This is a genomic window from Rhodobacter sp. P2_H5 (assembly GCF_056403335.1).
This window is the reverse complement of the sequence record NZ_JBFUFS010000012.1, coordinates 92,638-114,796: the sequence shown is the minus strand read 5'-3', so window position 1 is coordinate 114,796 and position 22,159 is coordinate 92,638. Positions and strand designations below refer to the sequence as shown.

Below are 22,159 nucleotides of genomic sequence, written 5' to 3'. Positions count from 1 at the left end.
TCAGTGGTTGCCGCGGATCAGGTCGGCGGCCTTTTCGCCAATCATGATGGTCGGCGCATTGGTGTTCGATCCGATCATCGAGGGCATCACCGAACTGTCGCAGATCCGCAGCCCATCCAGCCCCCGCACGCGCAACTGCGGGTCCACCACCGCCATCTCGTCCTGCCCCATCCGGCAGGTCGACACCGGGTGATAGGAGGTCCGGCCATATTGCCTGGCGTAAGCCTCGAAATCGGCCTGGGTGCGGACGTTTTCATCAGGAAAGCGCAGCATCCGGATGTGCTTTTGCAGCGAAGGCTGGCTGAAGATCTCGCGGCTCAGCCTGACGCCTTCGGTGGAGATGCGCAGATCATCCGGCTCAGCCAGGAAGTTGGGATCGACCAGCGGCAGATCTGCCGGGTCGCTGGAGCGCAGGGTGACAGAGCCGCGCGATTTCGGGCGCAGCGTGTAGCTGTTCAGCGTGACGCCGGAAGAGCCCTTCGGCACCGAGGGCACCCCGGCCTCGGCCCCGGCACCTGCCAGGAAGTGGAACTGCAGGTCAGGGCAAGGGGCGGCCTTGTCGGCATACCAGAAGGCACCAGCCTCGACGACATTCGAGGTCACCGGGCCCGACTTGAACAGGGCGTATTCGATCCCGGCCCAGAGCGCCCAAAGCGGCTTGTTGTACTTGTCCAGACTGTCGTGGCCCTTCAGTTCGGCCACGATGTCGATGCCGAAGTGGTCGGTCAGGTTCTGGCCGACGCCGGGCAGGTCATGCACCACCTTGATGCCGTGGCGGGCCAGATCGGCGGCAGGACCAACGCCGGACAACAGCATCAGCTTGGGCGAGCCGATGGCGCCCGAGGTGATGATCACCTCGGCCTCCGCCCTTGCCACCTGCACGGCACCGCCCACCGCATATTCGACACCGACCGCACGGCGGCCTTCGAAGACCACGCGCCGTACCAGGGCGCTGGTGACCAGAGTCAGGTTCGGGCGGCTCATGGCCGGGCGCAGATAGCCCACCGCCGCCGAACAGCGCCGCTTGTTCTTGGTGGTGGTCTGGTAGAAGCCCGACCCCGCCTGCAGGGCGCCGTTGAAATCGGGGTTATAGGGGATGCCGCGCTCCTGACAGCTTTGCACGAAGGCGCGCGACATCGGGTTGGGATCTGGCAGGTTCGAGACGCCCAAGGGCCCGTCGGTGCCATGCAACTCTCCCGAAAGCGTCGTGTTGCCTTCGGAGCGCAGGAAGTATTTCTGCACCTCCCTGGCGCTCCAGCCCTCGGCACCTTCGGCGGCCCAGCGGTCGTAGTCCGAGGCGTGGCCACGAGTGAAGATCTCGGCATTGATAGAGGAACCGCCGCCCAGAACCTTGGCCTGGGCATAGGCAATCTCGCGGTTGTTGGCGTGGCGCTGCGGTGTGGTGGTCAGGCCCCAGGTCAGGGGGCCGGTGGTCATCTTGGCAAAGCCCACCGGCATGTGGATCAGGGGGTGGTTGTCCTTGCCGCCCGCCTCGATCAGGCAGACCCGCACGGCGGCGTTCTCCGACAGGCGGGCCGCCAGCACGCAGCCAGCCGAGCCGCCCCCCACGATCACATAGTCAAAGCCCTGCTCTGCCATCATCCGATCCAATGTGTCCGCTTGGTCAGTTCCACATGAACGGATTTGACCTGGGTATATTCCTCGACCCCGTAACTGCCCGCCTCGCGCCCCCAGCCGGATTGCTTGAAGCCGCCCAGCGGCATTTCCGGCCCGCCCGCCATGATGCAATTCACCCAGAACCGCCCGGCCCGCACCCTGCGCGTCACGGTCAGCGCCTTGGTGATGTCCTGGGTCCAGACCGAGGCGGCGAGGCCGTAAACCGTGTCATTGGCCAAGGCGATCGCCTCCTCCAGCGTGTCGAAAGGCATCGAGCACAGAACTGGCCCGAAAATCTCATCCGACGCAATCGCCATCTGCGGCGTGACATCGGTAAAGAGCGTCGGCGCGATATATTGCCCGTGGCCGAAATCGAGCACGGTGCCGCCGGTCACGAGCCTGGCCCCCTCGGCCTGGCCCTTGGCGATATAGGACAGGATCACATCATTTTGCGCGCCCGTGGTGATGGCCCCCACCTGCGTATTTGCGTCCAAGGGGTCGCCGACGCGGATCTTGGCCATCTTGGCGGCCAGCTTCGCCTCGAAGGCCTTGGCGACGCTGCGTTCAACGATCAGCCGGCTGGAAGAGACGCAGCATTGCCCGGTGTTGAAGCTGATCCCGAAGGCCGCGGCATCGGCGGCATCGTCAAGATCGCTATCGGCAAAGACGATGATCGGGTTCTTGCCGCCAAGCTCCAGCCCCAGTTTCTTGAAATTGCTGTCGGCCGCGGCATGCACACAAGACCGCCCCACCGCCGTCGAACCGGTGAAGGACAGCATGTCGACATCGGGATGTTCGGTCAGCGCCTGACCAATCGTGCGCCCTGACCCGGTGATGACGTTGTAGACGCCCTTGGGCAGGCCCGCCTCCTCCAGCACCTCGGCGAGGATCAGCGTGGTGGCTGAGGTGACCTCGGACGGCTTGACCACCATCGTGCAGCCCGAAGCGAGGATGAAGGGCACCCTTTCGCAGAGGATCAGGAAGGGGAAGTTCCACGGCGTGATCAGTCCCACCACCCCGATCGGCTCGCGCAGGACCATGCCGAACAGGCTGTCGCCGAGGCTGTTGTAGCTGTCGCCATGCAGCAGGCGCGCGGCCCCGGCGCCGACCTCGAAACAGGCGATGCAATGGTCGATCTCGCCCTTGGCCTGGGTGATGGGCTTGCCGTTTTCCAGCACCTCCCAATAGGCGATCTCATCCCGTCTGCGGCGCAGGATTTCTGCCGCCCGCAAAAGGACAGCGGCGCGGGCGGCACCCGAAAGGCCAGCCCAGCGCCTATCCTCGAAAGCGCGGCGGGCGGCGGCGACAGCGGCGTTCAGATCCTCGACCGTGCATTTCGGGATCAGGGTGACCGGCACGCCATGCCCGGGCGAGGCGCGTTCAAACAGCGGGCGGCCGCCGTGCCAGGCGCCGTCCACATAGAAGCCGAACTCGCGCGCGGTGGTGGGCGGCGACAGGATGTGGCTTGCGTGGTCCATCAGGGGCTCCAATGCGTCAGAATGTGATCTGGGTTTTGAGGTCGGCCGGGCGGGCCGAAAAGGTGTCGAAGGCGGTCTGGATCTCGTCCAGCGCATAGCTGGCCTGCGTGAAGGCGTCGGTCCGGAAACGGCCATGCGCCAGCAGGGTCAGGGCGTCGTGCATATCCTCGCCCATGCCCGCGACCGAGCCTTTCAGGCTGTTTTCTTCGAGAATGGTCCGCAGGATATTGACCGGCAGCGCCTCCTCCGGCCCGGTCAGGCCGAAAAGCGCGATATGTCCGCCCTTGCGGATCAGGGACTGGGCGGTGGCGTAAAGCTTGGGCGAGCCCACGCTTTCGATCACGAGGTCGGCGCCGCGGCCCTGGGTCAGGGCCAGAACCTGATCGCGCAGCGCCGTGGGGTCGCTGATCGCGGCATCGGCGCCGACGGCAAGCGCCATCTGGCAGCGCGCCTCCGACAGGTCGGCCACGATGATCGGGGCTGCGCCCACCAGCCGCATCATCTGGACATGCAGGTTGCCCATCGGCCCGGCGCCAAGGATGACGACCGACTGGCCGAAGCGGGCATCGGCCTTGCGGGCGGCACGCACCACACAGGCGACCGGCTCTGTCAGGGCCAGCACCGCATCGGGCACCGCGTCGGGGGCGGGAATGACCAGCCGCGCGGGAAGCGAGACATATTCGGCAAAGGCCCCGTCGCGCCCAATGCCGACCTGGGTCATGGTGGGGCAGTTCAGCACCTCGTTCCGGCGGCACCAGTAGCAGGTGCCGCAACCGATGTTGATATCGGCCACCACGCGCTGACCCGGGGTCAGATGGCGGACATTGGCCCCGACCTCGTCCACAGAGCCGCAGAACTCATGCCCCGGGATCAGCGGCAGACGGTCGGCGGCGTAATGGCCGTGGAAGATGTGCAGATCGGTGCCGCAAATTCCGGTGCGGCTGACGCGGATCAAGGCATCTTCGGCACCGAACTGCGGCAGGGGGACATCCCGGACCTCGAACCGGCCGGGGGCGATCAGGACGGCGGCTTTCATCGCCTTCCCCTATTTCACGGTGCGCAGCTTGGCGCGGTCGATGGTCAGGGCGATGGCCGCGATCAGCACCAGACCGAAGACCATCTGCTGCTGGGTCGCCTGGATGTCGAAATAGAGCATCGAGGCGCGGATCACCGCCACGATCAGCGTGCCGATGGCGGTGTTGAGCACCCCGCCGACGCCGCCCGTCAGGGGCGTGCCCCCCACCAGCACCGCCACGATGGCCGGCAGAAGAAAGCCATTGGCAATGGTCGGCGCCCCGCCTGAAAGCTTGACCGCGAACAAAAGGCCCGCCGCCGCCGCCAAGGTGCCAGAGATGGCAAAGGCCAGGATCTTGTAACGCGCCACGTTGATCCCCGAGGCCGCCGCCGCAGGCTCGCCCGCTCCCACGGCCTTCAAGGCGCGGCCCAGAGTCGTGCGACGCTCGATGAAAAGGGTGATGGCAAGAAGCCCCGCCGCGATGAACAGCTCGTGCGGGACCGGGCCGGATTTGCCGATCATCCAGCCGAAGACCGCATCGCGCTGCACCGCGTCCATGTTCAGGGCTCTTTGGCCCGACAGGTACTGCGCCAGCGAAAAGGCCACGCCGCCCACCGCCAGGGTCGAGATGAAGGACGGCACCAGAAGCCTGGTCGTCACATAGCCCGAAATCGTCCCCATCCCGAAGCCGACCACAAGGCAGAGCAGCGCGACCCAACCGCCGAACTGGGCCAGGTAAAGCGAGGCCACCACGGTGATCAGGTTCGCCATCGACTGGGCCGAAAGGTCGATGCCGCCGATGTAGATGGCGAAGGTCAGGCCCAGCGCCATGATGAACAGGGGCACGATATCGCCCGCCAGCGACAACAGGTTGGCGGGGCGCAGGAAGGTATCGTCGACAAGGCCGACGGCGGCCACCAGAACCAGAAGTGTGATCCAGGGCAGATGCGGTTTGAAACGCTGGAAATCCATTCTCGTGCCTCAGATCATGTAATGGATAAGGTCGAAGAGCGAGGGTTTCGCTCCATCGCTGCTGTTGAACTGCTTCTGGATCGCACCGTCCTTGACGACGATGATGGTGTGCGACAGGCCAATCGCCTCTTCCAGCGTGTCGGCCACCAAAACGATGCCGACCCCGGCATCCGACATGTCGCGGATCATGTCATAGACATCTTCCTTGGCCCCGATATCGAGGCCGCGCGTCGGATGGTCCAATAGCATGATGTCGGACCCGCCCGAGCGCCATTTGGCCAGAACCACCTTCTGCTGGTTGCCGCCCGAGAGGTTGCCGCAATCGGCAAGCTCGGAGCTTGCCTTGATCGACAGCTTGGCGATCCATTCCTTGGCCAGGGCCCGCTCGCCCGCGATGCGCAGCACGCCGGCGCTGGAATGTTTGCCCATCTGCGAAAGGGTCATGTTTTCAAACACATTCATGCCCGCGACGATGCCCTCGATCTTGCGCTCGCGCGGCACATAGCCCACCCCGCGCGCCACGGCGCCTTGCGGCGAGAGGGGGGCAGTGGGCTGGCCCTTGATGATCACCTTGCCGCGCACCGGGGTCAGCATGCCGTAGATGGTCCTCAGGATCGCTTCGCGGCCCGAGCCTTCGGTGCCCACAAGACACAGGACCTCGCCTGCATGGAGGGTCAGGTTGATGTTGCGGACCCGGCCCGGCAGGTCGACATTGTCGAGCCGGACCAGCTCCTTGCCCGCGTCATAGGGCTTCTGGCGCTGCTCGCGGTAATATTCCTTGTCGACATTGCGGCCGACCATCTTGTGCTGGATCTGCTCGACCGTCTTCTGGCCGCGTTCCACCACATCGACCACGGCGCCATCCTTCATCACATAGATGCGGTCGGACAGCTCCATCACCTCGTCCATCCGGTGGCTGACGAAGATGAACGAGGCGCGCGAGGTCAGCTCGCGGACCAGCTTGAACAGAAGCTGCACCTCCTCCTTGGCCAGAACTGAGGTCGGCTCGTCCAACAGGATCACGAGGTTGCCTTTCACCCGCTCTTCCAGCGTCAGCACCTTGGCCAGTTCGACCAGCTGGCGCTGTGCAAAGGAAAGGTCGGCGGTGGTGGTGGCGGGGTCGATGTCCAGCTTGACCTTGGCCAGCTGCGCCTTGGCGGCTTCGGCCATGGCCTTCCAGTTGATCACGCCGAAACGGACGAACTGCGCCTCGTAGCCGAGGAAGATATTCTCCATCACGGTCAGGTTTGCGATCAGGGATTGTTCCTGGAACACCATGCCGATGCCCTGCTCCATCGCGGCGCGCGGGTTGGCAAAGCGCACCGCCTTGCCGTCGATCACCACCTGGCCGCCATCGGGCTGATAGGCGCCGTAGATCACCTTCATCAGGGTCGATTTCCCGGCGCCGTTCTCGCCGACGAGACCCACGATCTCGCCCCGGTTCACATGGAAATCCACCGCTTTCAGCGCATGGACCCCGGGGAACTTCTTGTCGACTTTCTTCAGCTCGTACATCGCAAGCCCCCTATTTCACGACCTGGATGGAGCGCCGGTCGGTGGACAGCACGACCGCCACGATGACCAGAATGCCCAGCATCCCGTCCTGAATGAAGTCTGGCAGGCCGATCACGACCATGCCGTTGTTGATGACGCTGACGATCAGCACGCCGACCAGCGCGTTCCAGACGCCCCCCGTGCCGCCCCAGAGCGCCACGCCGCCGACCACCACCGAGGTGATCGAGATGAACATGAAATTGGCCCCGCTGACCGATTCCGCCTGGCCGATCTTGCCGACCGCAAGGATCGCCGCGATGGCGTAATAGGCGCCGGCCAGAGCATAGGCCATGACCCGCACCCGGCGCACGTTCACGCCAGAGGCATGGGCGAGCTCCTCGCCACCGCCCACTGCATAGAAGTTGCGGCCCAGCGTGGTATAGGATTGGATAAAGGCGCCGACCAGCAGGAAGAAGACCGCGACATAGACCATGATCGGAAAGCCGAAGTAGCGCACGGTCAAGAGGCCACGGAACAGCTCGTCATTGACCTTGACGATATTGCCCCCGGTCAGAAGGATCGCCGCCCCGGTGCCGACAAAGCCCATGGCCAGACTGGCCATGAAGGACGGAATGCGCAGCCGGACATGGATCATCCCGTTGATCCAGCCAAAGGCCGCCCCGAACAGTACGATCAGCGGCAAGGCCAGCCAGCCCCAGCTGTCCAGCGTTCCGCCGAAATAGCGGAACAGGAAGGCGAAGATCACCGCGCTGAGGGAGATTGCCCCCTCCATCGACAGGTCGATCGAGCCCATGATGATGATGAAGGTGACCCCGATCGCCACCATCAGCGCGGGCGAGGAGGTGATCGCGATGCGGGCGAAGTTGCGCAGCGAGAAGAAGGCCGGGTTGATCGCCGTGAAGAAGATGACGAGAACCAGCAGCACCAGAAGCGGCGCCCATTTCAGTAGTGTCTTTCGTGAGTTGTGCTGCGTCACGCCGTCTCCCCCCTGCCTGACTTGCGGCCTCTTGCGCCGCAATATTGCGGGGGCGCGCCATCAGGCCCGCCCCCTGCCGATGCTCTTACTTGTAGACGATGCCGCCCGCCGACAGGCCCCAGAGGTCGTTCCAGTCATAGACCGGGGTCGCATCCATGTACTTGGCCTTGAAGGCCACGGCGTCGTCATGGGTCACCACGATCGACGGACCGTAGAACTCGCGATGCTCGTTCGGCTCTTCCGAGGGTTTGAATGAGCCGATGGCCGCGTGATGCGCCAGGGACAGGGCAATGCCGCCGCCCCAGTAGGGGTTGGTGAAGACGGTGGCCAGAAGGGCGCCGTCGATCACCATCTGCACGGCTTCCGGGTTGCCGTCGAAGGCCACGATCGGCACGCCGGTGATGCCTTCGGCCTTGAAGGCCTCGACCACGCCGTAAGCCATGTTGTCATTGGCGCAATGCACGCCCGTGATCTTGTCACCATAGCGCGTGATGAAGGAGGCCATCAGCTCGGTCGCCTTCTGGGTGTCCCAGTCAGCAGCCTGCACGTCCAGCAGTTCGATATCGGGGAAATCCTTCAGCGCGTTCTTCAGGCCCTGCAGACGTTCGATCGCCGGGATGTTGGCCGGGATGCCGCCGAGGTGGACGACGCCGCCCTTGCCGCCCATCGCCTTGAACAGCACGCGCGCCGCCTCTTCCGAGGGCTTCTCGCCCGACCAGCTGAGGTGGGCCACATAGTTGTCGCCAATGTCCCAGGGGTGCAGGTCGTCGGTCTTGTTCCAGATCGTGGTGACATAGCCGCCGGCCGCCTTGACGGCCTCGGCCACCGGGCGGGCGTTCGGGCTGTCGTTCGGGTCGCAGGCGATGGCGCAATTGCCGCTGTTCTTGGCCAGGAAGGATTTGATATCGGCCAGGGATTTCTCCGACGAGCCCTCGTTGATCAGGCTGGTCATGTCCTCTTTCTTCTTGCCCAGGCTTTCGACGAAGGTCTCGCCGCCCGACACGATGGCGTTCCAGTAGGCCGAGGCGCGGTCACGATAGCTCCAGGCCAGCGCCGGGTCGGTCGCGGCATGGGCCGCACCGCTGCCAAAGGCCGACGGCAGCGCCATGGCGCCAAGGCCCGTCGCCGAGGCGAGCAGGAAGTTGCGGCGGTTGATCGTCTCTTTTTCGATGAAATCCTTGATGAAAGTAGACATAGGTTCCTCCCCTTTTCCACATCATGCCACCTTGGGTGGCGGGTTACGCGGCGGTCGACGCGATCAAGCCAGGCTTGAGTCGCAGCCGGAGCAGGTTTTGGCCCCGGCCCCTTAACGCACTAACTGGTTACTTTCTTGCAGCGTTGCGAGTCAAGTGTTTTCAGCATCATTTCCTGTGAGCTTTCTGCAGGAACCGCTTTGACGACAGACGCCCGCTCTGTGTAAGACTGCTGCAAGGGCCAACCCTTTGGCGCCGGAGGATATGACCGTGACGACACAGGCTGACCCCGCAGATTCCGCTGCCAAACCCCGGGTCCGGGACGCCGAGGCGACCAAGGCGCGCATCCTCGATGCGGCCAAGAAAGAGTTCGCAAAAAGCGGGATGGGCGGCGCGCGCGTCGATGTGATCGCCGAGAAGGCGAAAGCCAACAAGCGCATGATTTATCACTACTTTGGCAGCAAGGAGGGCCTGTTCCAGACCGTCCTGGAAAACGCCTATGTCGATATCCGCTCGGCCGAACAGAAGCTGAACCTTGACCATCTGGAACCGAAAGAGGCGCTGGAACGCCTGGTGCGCTTCACCTGGAGCTATTACCTGAAGAACCCGGAATTCATCACGCTGGTGAACAGCGAAAACCTGCACCGCGCCAAGCATCTGAAACGCTCCGAGGTGGTGAAGGTCTACAGCCGCAAGTTCGTGTCGATGATGGAGAACATCCTGAACCGCGGAGTCGCGACCGGGGTCTTTCGCGCGGGCATCGACCCGGTGCAGCTGAACATCACTGTCGCCGCAATCGGCTATTACTACATCACCAACCGCTACACCGGCTCCATCGTCTTTGAACGCGACCTGATGACGAAAGAGGCGCTGGAGGAGCGTCTGCGCTTCAACATCGACACGATCATGCGGCTGGTTGCGGCCTGACCTCCGGGCCAGACCGCGCCGCTCAGGCCTGCCAATCCAGTCCGGCCTGCTCCAATGCCGTCTGGGCGCAGGCGATGTCCTCGAAATCCTGCGCGCCCGACACGCCGATGCCGCCGATCACCTTGCCCGCATGGAAGATGGGCAGACCACCGCCCCAGACCAGTAGCCGGTCGCGGTTGGCCAAGCCCAGACGCAGGCTGGCCGAACCGTCCATCCGCTCGAAGAAAGCCGCCGTGCTGCGCCGCATGGTGGCGGCGGTATAGGCCTTGTCGGCGGCAAATTCGGCGATCGGCGGGGTGACTTCATCCATCCGCCACGACGCCAAAGGCGCGCCGGCAGGGTCCACCACGCAGACAGCCACCTTCCAGCCATTCCCTGCGGCATGGCCAACAGCCGCCTGCACCAGTTGCATCGCCGTGGCCGAGGCCAGAACCGGGGTCATCACAATCATCCTCATTCCTTTCCGAGCAGCGTCCAGTCCAGCACGATGAAGGGCTCGGCAATCCGCCGCGCCGCGATATCGGCATAGAGCGCCGCGGGATCGCTTGGGCTTGCGCGGTGAATCAGGCCTTCCACCGGGATCCGACCTTCCGCCAGCCAGTCGAGCGCCCGCGCGAAGCCGCCAAAGACGCTGTGGGGCGCGTTGTTGTAACCCTCCAGCAGTTCCTCCCAGACAAAATCGCGGTCCAGGATCGGCAGCTCCCATTCCCAGCCTGACCGCAGGGTGATCAGATTGAAGAAGACCGCCCGCATCACCTCATGCGCCGAATGGTCGGTCAGCTTGCGCCAGGGTACGCCGACCAGCACCGCTTCGCCACCCCGGCGCAACATCTGGCAGCCGGCAAGAACCGCCCCCTCGTGGCCCGAGCAATCGATCAGAAGCGCGACCTTGGCCTTGAGGCTGGCATCCTCCAGCGGCATCTCGGCCCGGCAGTCTTTGATGCCGCTGGCAAGGATCTGGCTGCGGCGCAAAGGGTCGGGGTCGACCACGGTCACGCGGTAGCCCGCCAGCTGAAACTGATGCGCCGCAAGAAAGCCCACCGGTCCCGCACCGCAGACCAGAACGGCATCCCCGGCGCGCGCTTTCGTCGTCATCAGGGTCGTCATCGAGACCCCCATCAGACGGGCGATCACCGCGACATCCGAAGAAAGACCCTCGGGCACCGGCAGGGTGAACGCGGCTTGATGAGTCTGTGTGGAACGGTGCAGGCCCATCGCAAAGCGGCGCGCACCGGGCTCGATGCCCGTCACCCCCTCGCCCACCTCGTCCACCGTGAACACCGCCGCATAACCGGGGCGGATGGGGAAAGCGTCGCCATTGGCCCAGCCGAGTTCGGTGCCCTGGCTGATCAGCGTAAATTCGGTTCGGCCGCGAATTTCGCCGGGCTGCAGGGGCGCATCCTGGCAGGGGTCAAGCTGGAAGGTCTGGCGCGCCGGGATGATGATTTCATGGGGCATGGTGCGACCTAGGCGTTCAGGGCGGGGGACCATTGCGCGAGGCCACCGTCCCTTTCATGGCCCAAGGGGCCGTCCATGCTGACAATTTCCAGATACTGGCCCCAAGGCGCGCGCAAATAGCACCAGGTCAGGCCGGCCATCGGGCCTGCATCGACATAATTCGGGCCGTCCAGCACATCGACGCCGGCCGCGCGCAGCCGCGTGGCCGCCTCCTCCGCGTTGTCGACCTGAAAGGCCAGATGAAAGCCGCCCGGCTGGCTGTTGCGCTTCAGTGCCTCGGCCGGGTTGGGGTCCCCGGAATAGCTGAAAAGCTCCAGATTGCTGCCATTGCCGACGCGCAGAACCTTGATGTCCTCGATCCGGCAATTGCCCGGAACGCCAAGCCGGCGCTGCATATAGGTGTCGTCCACATCGACGAGACCGGTCGAAAGCACCGTCACGCCGCCGAACAGGTCCTCAAAGAACCGGACGGCCTGATCCATGTCCGGCACCGTGAACCCGACATGCTGCATCCCGTAGACCTTCATGCTGTCCTCCTCCCGATGGGCCAGCGGCTGGGGGGCGTCGCCCTACCCACCGCACAAGTATGTAACTAGTTGGTTATATCCTCATGCGACAGAGGACCAATTCCTGTCAACAGGAATTGGCATCGCGCGGGGAGGCCCGGGCGGTTGTGTCTGTCCTGATCCGAAGTTTCGTGCCCGGCCTGACCGGCTCAGTCGAGGTGGAAGACCTCTTCCATTCCGGCCCACCATTCACCTTCAGCGCGGGTTTTCAGCGGCACCTGCATCGGGCCGCAAAGCTTCCACCACTCCTGCGTCACTGGATCGGCGGCGATGGCGGCGCTGTCGGCGGCGAAATCGGTGCCGTGGTATTCCCAGTAGCCGAACATCACGTTCTCCGGCTGGCGCAAGAAGATCGAGTAATTGCGGATGTTCGAGGCCGAGATCCGCGCCAGAACCTGCGGCCAGACGGCGGCATGCAAGGCCTTGTATTCATCCATACTCTCGGGCCGCAGCCCGATCATCATCGCCATGCGCTGCATCACATCACCGCCCCGATTTGCCAAGGAACAAACTCTGCCCCGCCAAAGCCCAGATCCTCGGACCGGCTTTTCTCGCCCGAGGCGACGCGGAGGAACATCTCGAAAATCTCGTGCCCCTTTTCCTCCAACGTCACGCCATCGAGGATGTCGCCGGTGTTGATATCCATATCATCCTGCAGGCGCTGGTACATCTCGGTGTTGGTGGCGATCTTGATGCAGGGCACGGGCTTGTAGCCCGAGACCGAGCCGCGCCCGGTGGTAAAGACGATCAGATTGGCGCCGGACGCTACCTGCCCGGTCACCGAACAGGGGTCGTAGCCGGGGCTGTCCATGAAGACAAAACCTTTGCGGTCAATCGGTTCGGCGTAAAGATAGACCCCCTCCAAGGGCGCCGTGCCGCCCTTGGCCACCGCCCCCAGTGACTTTTCCAGGATCGTGGTCAGGCCACCCTTCTTGTTGCCGGGCGAGGGGTTGTTGTTCAGCTCGCCCTTGTTGCGCGCACAGTAATCCTCCCACCAGCGGATGCGGTCGATCAGCTTCTCCCCCACCTCGGCCGAGCGCGCACGGCGGGTCAGCAGATGTTCGGCGCCGTAAATCTCGGAGGTTTCCGACAGGATCGTCGTCCCCCCCTGCGCCACCAGAAGATCGGAAGCCACCCCGAGTGCGGGGTTCGCCGTGATGCCCGAATAGCCATCCGAACCACCGCATTGCATGCCCACGACCAACTCGCTGGCGGGGATCGGCTCTCGCACGCAGGTGTCGGCCACGGCGGCCAATTCCCGCAGCGCCTCCACCCCGCGTTCGACCGTGCGTTTGGTGCCGCCGCTTTCCTGAATGGTCATATGCTGGAATTGCCCATCGGCCCGCAGCCGCGCCTTGCCGACCAGGGCGGGGATCTGCATCACCTCGCACCCGAGGCCCACCAGCAGGATCCCGGCGAAATTGGGGTTCCGGGCATAGCCTTGCAGGGTGCGGAACAGGGTCAGATAGCCCTCGTTGTCGCCCGACATGCCGCAGCCTGAGCCATGGGCGATCGGCACGATGCCATCAACATTCTTCAGCGCCTTGAACCAGTCGGTCTGCTCCGCCGCCTCGGCAATGAAGCGCGCCACCGAGCCCGAGCAGTTGACCGAGGTGAGAACCCCCAGAAAGTTCCGCGTGCCGGCTTTGCCATCGGCCCTACGGTAGCCCATGAAGGTGCGGGTTGCGTCAGGGGGCGTGACCTCGCGCAGGCTTTGGCCGATGGCATAATCGGCGCTGTGGTCGGACATGCCGAGGTTCTGGACATGGATATGCTCGCCCGCCGCGATGGCGCGGGTGGCCTGACCGATGATCTGGCCATAGCGGCGCACCTGTGCGCCTTGCGCCAGATCATGCAGCGCCACCTTGTGGCCGCGCGGCACCGGCGTCGTGAGGGTCACGCCCGCCAGCACATGCCCGGTGGGCAGATCGGCCAGGGCAATCGCCACGTCGTCGCCCTCGGTCAGGATGAGATGGTCGGGCCGCATCTGTCAGACTCCCGCCAGGGCGCGGTCCAGATGGACATAGCCACCATCGACGAACAGCCACTGACCCGTCAGATGCAGGGCGCGCTGCGACAGGGCAAAGACGGCCATGGCGGCAATCTCGTGATCCTCGGTCATGCGCTGACCCAGGGGGATGCGCTGGGTGATCTCGGCCAGTTTGGCATCGGGGTCCTTGAAGGTGTTGATCCAGCGCGCATAAAGCGGGGTCATCACCTCGGCCGGCAGGATCGCGTTGACCCGCACGCCGTCTTTGAGGAACGCCGCCGCCCATTCCCGCGTCAGCCCCAGTTGCGCGGCCTTCGCTGCGACATAGGCCGAGGTATTGCCCTGCCCCGTCACCGCCGTCTTGGAGGAGATGTTGACGATGGCCCCCTTCTCGGCCCGCAGATCATCAGCCAGAAGATGCACCATCGTGTAATAATGGATCAGGTTGACGTTGAGCGAGGCGCGAAACGCCTCCGGTCCCGCCGCAAGGTCGATGCCGTCATTGACGCCGGCATTGTTGACGAGGCCATAGACCCGGCCATGGCGGGCATGGATCTCCTCCACCCCCTTGCGGACCTGATCATCCTGCGAGAGTTCGGCCTGGACGAAATCGGCGCCCGAGGCGGCAAACCACGGCTCCTCCGGCAGGCGGCGGGCCAGGACGACGACGCGGGCCCCCTCTTTCACCAGATCGCGCGTGATGGCACCGCCGATGCCAGCGCCTCCGCCCGTGACCACCACAAGCTTGCCCGTCAGCCCAAGATCCATTTTCCGCCCTTTCATGAGAATGTCGGCCCCCTCGCGGGAGCCGACCTTTTGCTGCACCGCCCGGGATCAGTCGTAAAGCACGGCTGCGATTTCCGGCGCGTCCATGTTGGATTTGTCCCACCAGGCAAAGCCCGAGTCGATGACCTTGGGCAGCGTCTCGCCCTTGACCGCCGCGATGGCGGCCTTGACGGTTTCGTAGCCCATGCCGACCGGGCTTTGGGTGATCGCACCGGCCATGATGCCATCCATGACCGCCTGTTTCTGCGCCTTGCCGGAGTCGTAGCCGATGACGACGACGCCTTGGGTCTTGGTTTCCTTGATCGCATTGACAACCCCGATGGCCGAACCTTCATTTGCCCCGAAGAAGCCCTTGAGGTCCGGATTGGCGGTCAGGATCGCCTTGGCAATCTCGGTCGAGGCGAGCTGGTCGCCGCCGCCATACTGGATGTCGACGATCTCGATATCGGGGTACTTGGCCTTGACCTGATTGACGAAGCCATCGCGACGGTCGATGCCGGTGCGCGAAGTCTGGTCATGGACCACAAGCGCCACCTTGCCCTTGCCGCCGATCAGTTCGGCCATCTTGTCTGCCGCAAGACCGGCAGCGGCGATGTTGTTGGTGGTCACGGTCGTCACCGGGATGTCATTGTCCACGCCGGAGTCGAAGGCCACGACCGGAATGCCAGCCTCTTGCGCCTGTTTCAGCAGCGGGGTTGCGGCTTGCGTGTCGAGGGCCGCAAAGCCGATGGCTTTCGGCTTCTTGGCCAAAGCCGCCGACAGCATGTCGATCTGCTTGTCGACCATCGTCTCATTGTCCGGGCCTTCGAAGGTTACTTCGACGCCAAATTCCGCGGCGGCCTTGTCGGCCCCGGCCTTCACGGCCTGCCAGAACTGGTGCTGAAACCCTTTCGAGATCAGCGGGATATACATCTTTTCGTCGCCCCAGGCGATGGTGACCGAGCCCATCAGGCTGGCCGCACCGATCGAGCCGAGCATTGCGCGTCTTGTCAGCATTCTTTCCTCCTTGACCGGCGGAAGGCCGGATTTTTGTTGCAGGTATCCGGGGCGTGGACCGCCCTCTTTCCTTTGAAATCTGTGGCTTCAGCGGCTCTGCGCCCGGCGCATCATGTCGGCATAGACGGCGGCGATGATGATCAGGCCGGTGACGACGGTCTGCCATTCCTGCGCCACCGACAGGATGCGCAAGCCGTTGAGCAGAACCGACATGATCAGCGCCCCGATGATGGTGCCGAGGATCGACCCCCTTCCCCCGGCCAGCGAGGTGCCGCCGATCACCACAGCCGCAATCGCATCCAGCTCATAGCCCTGCCCCAGCGCCGGTTGGGCGGAGTTGAGGCGCGAGGCGATGATCAGCCCCGCCAGCCCGCAGATGGCGCCCGACAGGCTGTAGACCGTGATCTTCCAGAAATCGGTATTGACTCCCGACAGCCGTGCCGCTTCCTCGTTCGACCCCAGGGCAAAGGTATAGCGCCCCAGAACCGTGCGGTTCAGCACATAGGCCGCTACGACCGCCAGCACGAAGAGGATCAAGACCCCGTTCGGCACCGGCAGCGCCGGGATCAGGTCGCCGATCAGCGAGCCGGTGGAAATCTCGGGGAATGACGGCGTGTCGTTGAAGTAGATCGGCTTGGTGCCAGAGATCACCAGCGACATGCCCTTCAGGATCAGCATCATGCCCAGGGTGGCGATGAAGGGCGGAATCCGCATCTTGGCAATCAGCGTGCCCGAGATGCAGCCGCAGGCCGCCCCGGTGGCCAGCGCGGCAAGAATGCCGAAGGGCAAGGGCAGGCCCCAATAGGTCAGCACCACCCCGGCGATCACGGCGGAAAAGGTCATCAGCGTGCCGACCGAAAGATCAATCCCGCCAGTAATGATGACCAGCGTCGCCGCCACCGCCAGCACCCCGTTGACCGAGGTCGCCTGCAGGATGCCGATGACATTCCCGGTTGCCAGAAACTTGTCCGAGGCCAGCGAGAAGAAGACCAGCAGCACAATCAGGCTGGCGAAGGCCAAAAGCTTTTGCTGCATCCCCGAGCGGGACTTTTTCGCCCCCGGCGTGGCGGTTGTTGCGGTCATGCGGCTTTCCCCCCGTTGGACACCGGGCGTTGGGTCGCCAGATGCATGATTTCTTCCTGCGTGGTGCCCGGCCCGCCCGGCAGGATCCCGGTCAGCCGCCCCTCGCACATCACGGCAATCCGGTGCGACAAGCGCATCACCTCGGGCAATTCCGACGAAATGACGATGATCGCCTTGCGCTCCTCGGCCAGGCTTTGCAGCAGGCGGTAAATCTCGGCCTTCGCGCCCACATCGATGCCGCGCGTGGGTTCATCGAAAATCAGGATGTCGCAATCGCGCAGAAGCCACTTGGCCAGCACGATCTTCTGCTGATTGCCCCCCGACAGAAGCCGCGCCTCCTGCCGTTCAGACGGCGTGCGGATCGAGAGCGAGGCCACGAAATCCCGCGCCGTCTTGCCAAGCGCGCCATCATCGACAATCCCGAAAAACTTGCGAAAGCGCTTGAGGTTGGGCAGGGCGATATTGTCGCGCACATCGAGGCCGAGGGCGAGGCCGAGGTGCTTGCGGTCCTCCGACAAATAGCCAATCCCCGCCTCCACCGCGTCCAGGGGCGTGGTGATCCTGACCGGCTTGCCATGCACCATGACCTCACCGGCCTCGCGCCGGTCGGCGCCAAAGATCAGGCGGGCAACCTCGGTGCGCCCTGCCCCCATCAAGCCGGCAAAGCCCAGGATTTCGCCAGCCTTGACATCAAAGCTGACATCCTGCACCGCGCGGCCCCGGCAAAGCCCCCGTACCTCCAAGGCCACTGGCGCGGCGGAGAGGTCGGGGATATCCACCGTCGCCCCATCCAGATCGCGCCCGACCATCATCGAGATGATCGTGCTGATCGGCGTTTCCGCAGCGCCCACCGTGCTGACATAGGTGCCGTCGCGCATCACCGTCACGCGGTCGGCGATGCGCTTGATCTCGTCCATCTTGTGGCTGATGTAGACGATGCCCACGCCTTCGGATTTCAGCCTTGCGATGATGGCGAACAACTCCCCCACCTCGCGGTCATTCAGGGCGGCGGTGGGTTCATCCATGATCAGGATGCGCGAGCGGAAGGAGAGCGCCTTGGCGATCTCGACCATCTGCTGCTTGGCCACCGACAATTCGCGCACTTCGGCGCGGGGGTCGATATCGACCTTCATCGCGGTGAAAATCTCGGCTGTGGCGCGGTTCAGGGCGGCCTCGTCCAGACGGCCAAAGCTTTTGCGCGGCTCGCGCCCGATGAAGATGTTCTGCGCCACGGTCAGGTCGTTCATCAGGGCCAGTTCCTGATGGATCATCCCGATGCCGAGCCTTTGCGCCGAGGCGGGCCCTGGCAGCTTGACCTCTTCTCCATTGACCCGGATCACGCCGCCATCGGGCTGATAGACCCCCGACATGATCTTCATCAGCGTGGATTTGCCGGCGCCATTCTCGCCCATCAGGGCATGGACCTCGCCCGCCTTCAGATCGAAGCTGACCCGTTTGAGGGCGTGGACGCCCGGAAACCGCTTGTCGATCTCTTCCAGACGGATGAGGTCGCTCATGCCGCCGCCCCCAGGGCCACGATGGCCTTGATGATCCCGCCGCGGTCGGCGGCCAGTTCGCCAATCCGGCGCGGCAGGTCGGCCAAGGGCAGCACGGCCGAGATTAGCGCCTCGCCCGGGACGGCGCCGGATTTCAGCGCGTCCATCACGGTGCGGAAATCCTGGGCCAGGGCGTTGCGGCTGCCGATCAGGCGCATCTCGCGCTTGTGGAACTCGGCGTCATTGAAGGTCAGATTGTCTTTGACAACCGAAACAAGAACATAAGTCCCGCCATGCGCGACATGGGCAAAGCCTGCCTCCATCGCGCGGGGGTTGCCGGTGGCATCCATCACGACGTCAAAGCCATCGGTGGGAAGGGCATCGCCGGGGCGGTGCAGCTGGGTGAAGCCCAGACGTTCCGCCGCCGCCAGACGCTCGGGCGACAGGTCCATCAGATGCACCTCGGCCCCGGTCAGCCGGGCGAAAAGCGCCGCACCCAGACCGATCGGCCCGGCGCCCGTGACCAGAACCCGGTCCTGCCCCGTCATGTCAGAGCGGCGCACGGCATGGGCGCCGATGGCCAGAAACTCCACCATCGCGGCTTGCAGGGGGTTCAGACCCTCGGCATCGTAGAGGTTGCCCGCCGGCACCGCGATCCGGGCGCACATGCCGCCGTCGCGGTGCACGCCCAAGACGCCGATGGCCATGCAGCAATTCGGCTTGCCGCGCTTGCAGGCGTGGCATTCGCCGCAGGCGATATAGGGGTTGATCACCACAAGCTGGTCCTTGGCAAAGCCATGGGCGGCCTCGGTCACATGGCCCGAAAGCTCGTGACCGATGACGCGGGGGTATTGCAGGTAAGGGTGCTTGCCCTCGTGGATATGGTAATCGGTGCCGCAGAGGCCCGCCGCCGCCAGATCGACCAGCACCCAGCCTTCGGGCGCGCTTTGCGGCAAGGGGCGGGCGACCAGTTCAAACCGGCCCGGCTCCACACTCACGCCGCACAGCATGGTTTCGGCTGCGTCTTGCATTCTCGCTCCCCTCCCCGGGATATGGTTTTTATGATTAAAGACCAAGTGGCGCGTCGGCAATTGTTTTTAATTATTCCAATCAAAAAACAATCTCAGAGCAGCGCGGCTTGCAACCTCGGTTGTTGGCCGCCAAGGCCCAAGTCCTTGGCCCAGGCCAGAAAAGCGCCAATCCGGCGTTCCAGCTTCTCGGCATGGTTCTGCGCGATGTCGGACAGGCGGTGGTCGAGGTAAGGGTTGGCGAAGCGGTCGAGCGTGGCCGCGACATAGGCGGGCGCGGTGTCATCGCCCGCCGCGGCAAAGACGGGCAGCACCTCGTCACGGTAAAGGCTCTCCAACGCCGCGCGCCAGCCTGCATCGGCCAGAAGCTCGCGGACGTAATCCGCCCCGCCCCGGCCCAACCATTGCGAGATCATCCAGGTGTGACCGAGGTTCAGGATGTAAAGCTTGCGCCGCTCGATGGGGCCAAGCGAGGCGACGATCTGCACGGCAGGATGCGTGCAGGGCGCGATCAGCCCGGGGCAATCCTCGATGGCCCAAAGCGCATAGGGTTCGGCCACCGCCCCGGCAGGCTCGATGGGCGAGGAGACGATGCGGTCAACCAGCGAATTCACAAAGGTCACCTGCCCCGCGACCCATTCGGCCAGGGCTGGCGAAGCGGCCAACTCCAGCACCCTTGCCCGCAGCACCTCGCCGTTGCGGGCCACCAGTTCGGTGGGCATCACCTGCACCGGCGCACCGCCGGCAGCAAAGCGGGCGGCCAGCAGATGGGTCAGCTTGGCCGGATAGGACATCGCCTGATCAAAGACCGGCGAAGCATCGGCGGGCTGCGGCACAAAGCCCTTTTCAGAGGTGTTCGATAGGATGATCCGCGCCTCTTGCCCCGCGATCCGGCAGATCTCCGGCCAATCGGTGGCCGTGCTCAAAGCCCGGCGGATCGAGGTGACCCGGGTCAAGGTCTCGACCTTCTTGCCGTTCTCAAGCCCCTGAATCTGCACGGGAAACCCCTCCGGCGCCGCCAGAGCCGCCACCCGATGCGCCCGTCCGGCATCGCCGCTCGACTGCACCACGGTGATCGGGCCGAGGGCTTGACCCTTTGCAAGCGCCTCGGAGACGAATAGATCGGCGTGAGCTTGCAGGAACCGGCTGGTGCCGAATTGCAGGATGGGCGTGATTGACATGGCGGTCCTCCTGTGGTCAGTTTTTTATCATAATAAACCGTAAGTCAAGGGGGCGGGAATGCGGATCATCTGTGCGGGCGAGGCGATGGCGGAACTGCGCAAGGCCGAGGCGGGCTTTGCCGTGGGCTTTGCAGGCGACACGTTCAACACGGCGGTCTATCTGCGCCGCCTGTTGGAGCCGGCCCATCAGGTGGCCTATCTGACCCAAGTCGGGCAGGACCCGCTGTCGCAAGGCTTTCTGGATCTGGCCGAAGCCGAGGGCATTGAGACCTCCTCCATCCGCCGCGACCCTTTGCGCAATCTGGGGATCTATTCGGTGCAGACCGATGCCCGGGGCGAGCGCTCTTTTGCCTATTGGCGCAACCAGTCCGCGGCGCGGCAGCTGTTTTCGGATGCGCAGGATCTGGAGGCGCTCGCCGGGGCGGATGTTCTTTTGCTGTCAGGGATTTCGCTAGCCATCCTGTCGCCCGAGGCCCGCAGCGCCGTGCTGGACCGGATCGCCCTCTTGCGCGCCAAGGGCCTGCGTTTTGCCTTCGATTCCAACTACCGCCCGCGTCTGTGGGAGGACGCCGCCACCGCCCGCGAAACCATGGCACGGGCCTGGGCGCTGGCCGATATCGCCCTGCCCTCGGTCGATGACGAGATGGCTTTGTTCGGGGACAAGGACGCGGCGGCCGTCCTGTCGCGCCTGCGCGGCTGGGGCTGCCGGGAGGGCGCGCTGAAATGCGGCGCGGAGGGACCTTTGCCGATCGACCCCGCAACCCCCCGCCCCGAGGGTCTGCGCCCCGCCGCCCGCGTGGTCGACACCACCGCCGCGGGCGACAGCTTCAACGCCGGTTGGCTTGCGGCCCATGCGCGGGGCCTCGACGCCACGGCCTGCATGGCGCAGGGTCATGCCCTGGCCGCCCATGTCGTGGGCCAGCCGGGGGCCATCGTGGACATGACCGGCTTTCACCCCATGGCGTGATCGCGCAAGGATTGCAGCAGCGTCAGTTTCGAGGTCTTGAGGTGATCCTCCGCCGCGGCCAGCGCCGCCGCCTTGTCGCGCGCCTTCAGGGCCGCGATGATCCGCAGATGCTCGCCAATCGCGGCCTGGTTGCGCAGGCGTTCGTTCGTCTTGTCCCACTGGAAATGATAGTGGAAAATCAAGGCGATGATCTTTTGAAACTCTGCCGCGAAGCGATTTTTCACCACTGATCCGATTGTGGCGTGAAAGGCTTCGTCCAGCAGCGAGAAGTCGTGGAACCGCTGGTCGATCTCGGCGGCCAGACGCAGATGGCGGGTTTCCAGATCGTCCAGCCGGGGCCAGACCGGGTGATCGGGCGGCAGGGCCACCAGATGGCTGACGGCGTTCAGTTCCAACATCAGGCGAAATTCCGACAGTTCCACCGCAAACTCGCGGGTGAAGCCCAGAAGATCCCAGCCGCCCTTGCTGCGCCTTTGCACCAGCCCGAACCGGCTGAGCGAGGCGAGAAATTCCTGCAGCATATGCGGCGTCACCCGGAAACGGCGCGCCAGTTCGGCCACGTTGAGCGCGGTGCCCGGCACCACGTCAAAGCGCAGGATCCAGTCGAGGAACTGACGCTCCAGTTCCGGCGCGCTCGGCTGTTCGTTTTGCAGGGCGAGGTGGTCCTCCGGCCCCGGCCGCCGGATCAGGGTCTTTTGCCGCCCGTCCCACAGGATGATCCTTTCGGCATCCAGCCGCTCCAAAGCCGCGCGGATCACGGTGCGGCTGACGTCCAGACGCTCGGACAGGGCAAGCTCGGCGGGAAGGTGATCCCCCGGCTGCATGGCCTGACAGATGTCAAGCAAGGCGTTGAAGGCCTCGCGGAACCTCTCGTCTGTCCGTGCCATGCTGCGCAGCATTCCTTTGCCTGGGTCG

Annotated in this window: 21 protein-coding genes; 2 read left to right on the top strand and 19 right to left on the bottom strand. The window is 64.5% G+C overall.

Going from position 1 to position 22,159, the window contains the following annotated elements:
• From AC1DVR_RS16405 to AC1DVR_RS16375, 7 genes are all read right to left on the bottom strand, one after another.
• Entirely contained in the window at positions 1–1,599 is a 1,599-nt protein-coding gene (locus AC1DVR_RS16405) for a GMC family oxidoreductase (RefSeq protein ID WP_478001676.1), read from the bottom strand.
• Positions 1,599–3,095: an aldehyde dehydrogenase family protein gene (locus AC1DVR_RS16400; protein ID WP_478001675.1), complete on the bottom strand. Its 1,497-nt coding sequence runs from the start codon at positions 3,093–3,095 to the stop codon at positions 1,599–1,601. Before AC1DVR_RS16400 ends, AC1DVR_RS16405 begins: the two co-directional genes overlap by 1 nt.
• A gap of 16 nt (positions 3,096–3,111) precedes the next feature.
• Positions 3,112–4,131, bottom strand: coding sequence for a zinc-dependent alcohol dehydrogenase (locus AC1DVR_RS16395; RefSeq protein WP_478001674.1), 1,020 nt, complete (start codon positions 4,129–4,131; stop codon positions 3,112–3,114).
• 9 nt (positions 4,132–4,140) lie between these two features.
• Entirely contained in the window at positions 4,141–5,082 is a 942-nt protein-coding gene (locus AC1DVR_RS16390; protein ID WP_478001673.1) for an ABC transporter permease, read from the bottom strand.
• A 9-nt stretch (positions 5,083–5,091) separates the two neighbouring features.
• A complete protein-coding gene (locus tag AC1DVR_RS16385; RefSeq protein WP_478001672.1) occupies positions 5,092–6,597 on the bottom strand; it encodes a sugar ABC transporter ATP-binding protein in 1,506 nt (501 codons plus the stop codon).
• 10 nt (positions 6,598–6,607) lie between these two features.
• Positions 6,608–7,573, bottom strand: coding sequence for an ABC transporter permease (locus AC1DVR_RS16380; RefSeq protein WP_478001671.1), 966 nt, complete (start codon positions 7,571–7,573; stop codon positions 6,608–6,610).
• Positions 7,574–7,658: 85 nt separating this feature from the next.
• Positions 7,659–8,768, bottom strand: a complete 1,110-nt coding sequence (locus AC1DVR_RS16375) for a sugar ABC transporter substrate-binding protein (protein WP_478001670.1) — start codon at positions 8,766–8,768, stop codon at positions 7,659–7,661.
• 268 nt (positions 8,769–9,036) lie between these two features.
• Here AC1DVR_RS16375 and AC1DVR_RS16370 point away from each other — a divergent pair, with 268 nt between their 5' ends.
• Entirely contained in the window at positions 9,037–9,693 is a 657-nt protein-coding gene (locus AC1DVR_RS16370; RefSeq protein WP_478001669.1) for a TetR/AcrR family transcriptional regulator, read from the top strand.
• A 22-nt stretch (positions 9,694–9,715) separates the two neighbouring features.
• On the opposite strand, the gene AC1DVR_RS16365 is transcribed toward AC1DVR_RS16370, so the two are convergent.
• From AC1DVR_RS16365 to AC1DVR_RS16315, 11 genes are all read right to left on the bottom strand, one after another.
• Positions 9,716–10,135, bottom strand: coding sequence for a GlcG/HbpS family heme-binding protein (locus tag AC1DVR_RS16365; RefSeq protein ID WP_478001668.1), 420 nt, complete (start codon positions 10,133–10,135; stop codon positions 9,716–9,718).
• A gap of 11 nt (positions 10,136–10,146) precedes the next feature.
• On the bottom strand, positions 10,147–11,151 hold the full coding sequence (locus AC1DVR_RS16360; RefSeq protein WP_478001667.1) for an MDR/zinc-dependent alcohol dehydrogenase-like family protein: 1,005 nt from the start codon (positions 11,149–11,151) through the stop codon (positions 10,147–10,149).
• 8 nt (positions 11,152–11,159) lie between these two features.
• On the bottom strand, positions 11,160–11,678 hold the full coding sequence (locus AC1DVR_RS16355) for a VOC family protein (protein WP_478001666.1): 519 nt from the start codon (positions 11,676–11,678) through the stop codon (positions 11,160–11,162).
• Between the two features lie 188 nt (positions 11,679–11,866).
• On the bottom strand, positions 11,867–12,187 hold the full coding sequence (locus AC1DVR_RS16350) for an L-rhamnose mutarotase (RefSeq protein WP_478001665.1): 321 nt from the start codon (positions 12,185–12,187) through the stop codon (positions 11,867–11,869).
• An 8-nt stretch (positions 12,188–12,195) separates the two neighbouring features.
• Positions 12,196–13,704 carry a UxaA family hydrolase gene (locus AC1DVR_RS16345; protein WP_478001664.1) on the bottom strand — a complete coding sequence of 503 codons (1,509 nt, stop codon included), beginning with the start codon at positions 13,702–13,704 and terminating at the stop codon, positions 12,196–12,198.
• 3 nt (positions 13,705–13,707) lie between these two features.
• Complete coding sequence (locus AC1DVR_RS16340; protein WP_478001663.1) at positions 13,708–14,475, bottom strand: L-fucose dehydrogenase; 768 nt, start codon at positions 14,473–14,475, stop codon at positions 13,708–13,710.
• Between the two features lie 66 nt (positions 14,476–14,541).
• A complete protein-coding gene (locus AC1DVR_RS16335; protein ID WP_478001662.1) occupies positions 14,542–15,489 on the bottom strand; it encodes a substrate-binding domain-containing protein in 948 nt (315 codons plus the stop codon).
• 87 nt (positions 15,490–15,576) lie between these two features.
• On the bottom strand, positions 15,577–16,572 hold the full coding sequence (locus AC1DVR_RS16330; protein WP_478001661.1) for an ABC transporter permease: 996 nt from the start codon (positions 16,570–16,572) through the stop codon (positions 15,577–15,579).
• On the bottom strand, positions 16,569–18,089 hold the full coding sequence (locus tag AC1DVR_RS16325) for a sugar ABC transporter ATP-binding protein (RefSeq protein WP_478001660.1): 1,521 nt from the start codon (positions 18,087–18,089) through the stop codon (positions 16,569–16,571). The genes AC1DVR_RS16330 and AC1DVR_RS16325 overlap by 4 nt, the downstream gene beginning before the upstream one ends.
• Positions 18,086–19,099, bottom strand: a complete 1,014-nt coding sequence (locus tag AC1DVR_RS16320; protein WP_478001659.1) for a zinc-binding alcohol dehydrogenase family protein — start codon at positions 19,097–19,099, stop codon at positions 18,086–18,088. Before AC1DVR_RS16320 ends, AC1DVR_RS16325 begins: the two co-directional genes overlap by 4 nt.
• Positions 19,100–19,191: 92 nt before the next feature.
• Complete coding sequence (locus AC1DVR_RS16315) at positions 19,192–20,277, bottom strand: mannitol dehydrogenase family protein (RefSeq protein WP_478001658.1); 1,086 nt, start codon at positions 20,275–20,277, stop codon at positions 19,192–19,194.
• A 58-nt stretch (positions 20,278–20,335) separates the two neighbouring features.
• Here AC1DVR_RS16315 and AC1DVR_RS16310 point away from each other — a divergent pair, with 58 nt between their 5' ends.
• A complete protein-coding gene (locus tag AC1DVR_RS16310; RefSeq protein ID WP_478001657.1) occupies positions 20,336–21,244 on the top strand; it encodes a sugar kinase in 909 nt (302 codons plus the stop codon).
• Here the strand turns inward: AC1DVR_RS16310 and AC1DVR_RS16305 are convergent.
• Positions 21,229–22,131, bottom strand: coding sequence for a GntR family transcriptional regulator (locus tag AC1DVR_RS16305; RefSeq protein ID WP_478001656.1), 903 nt, complete (start codon positions 22,129–22,131; stop codon positions 21,229–21,231). The two genes, AC1DVR_RS16310 and AC1DVR_RS16305, sit on opposite strands and share 16 nt — an antisense overlap.
• Between the last annotated feature and the right edge of the window lie 28 nt (positions 22,132–22,159).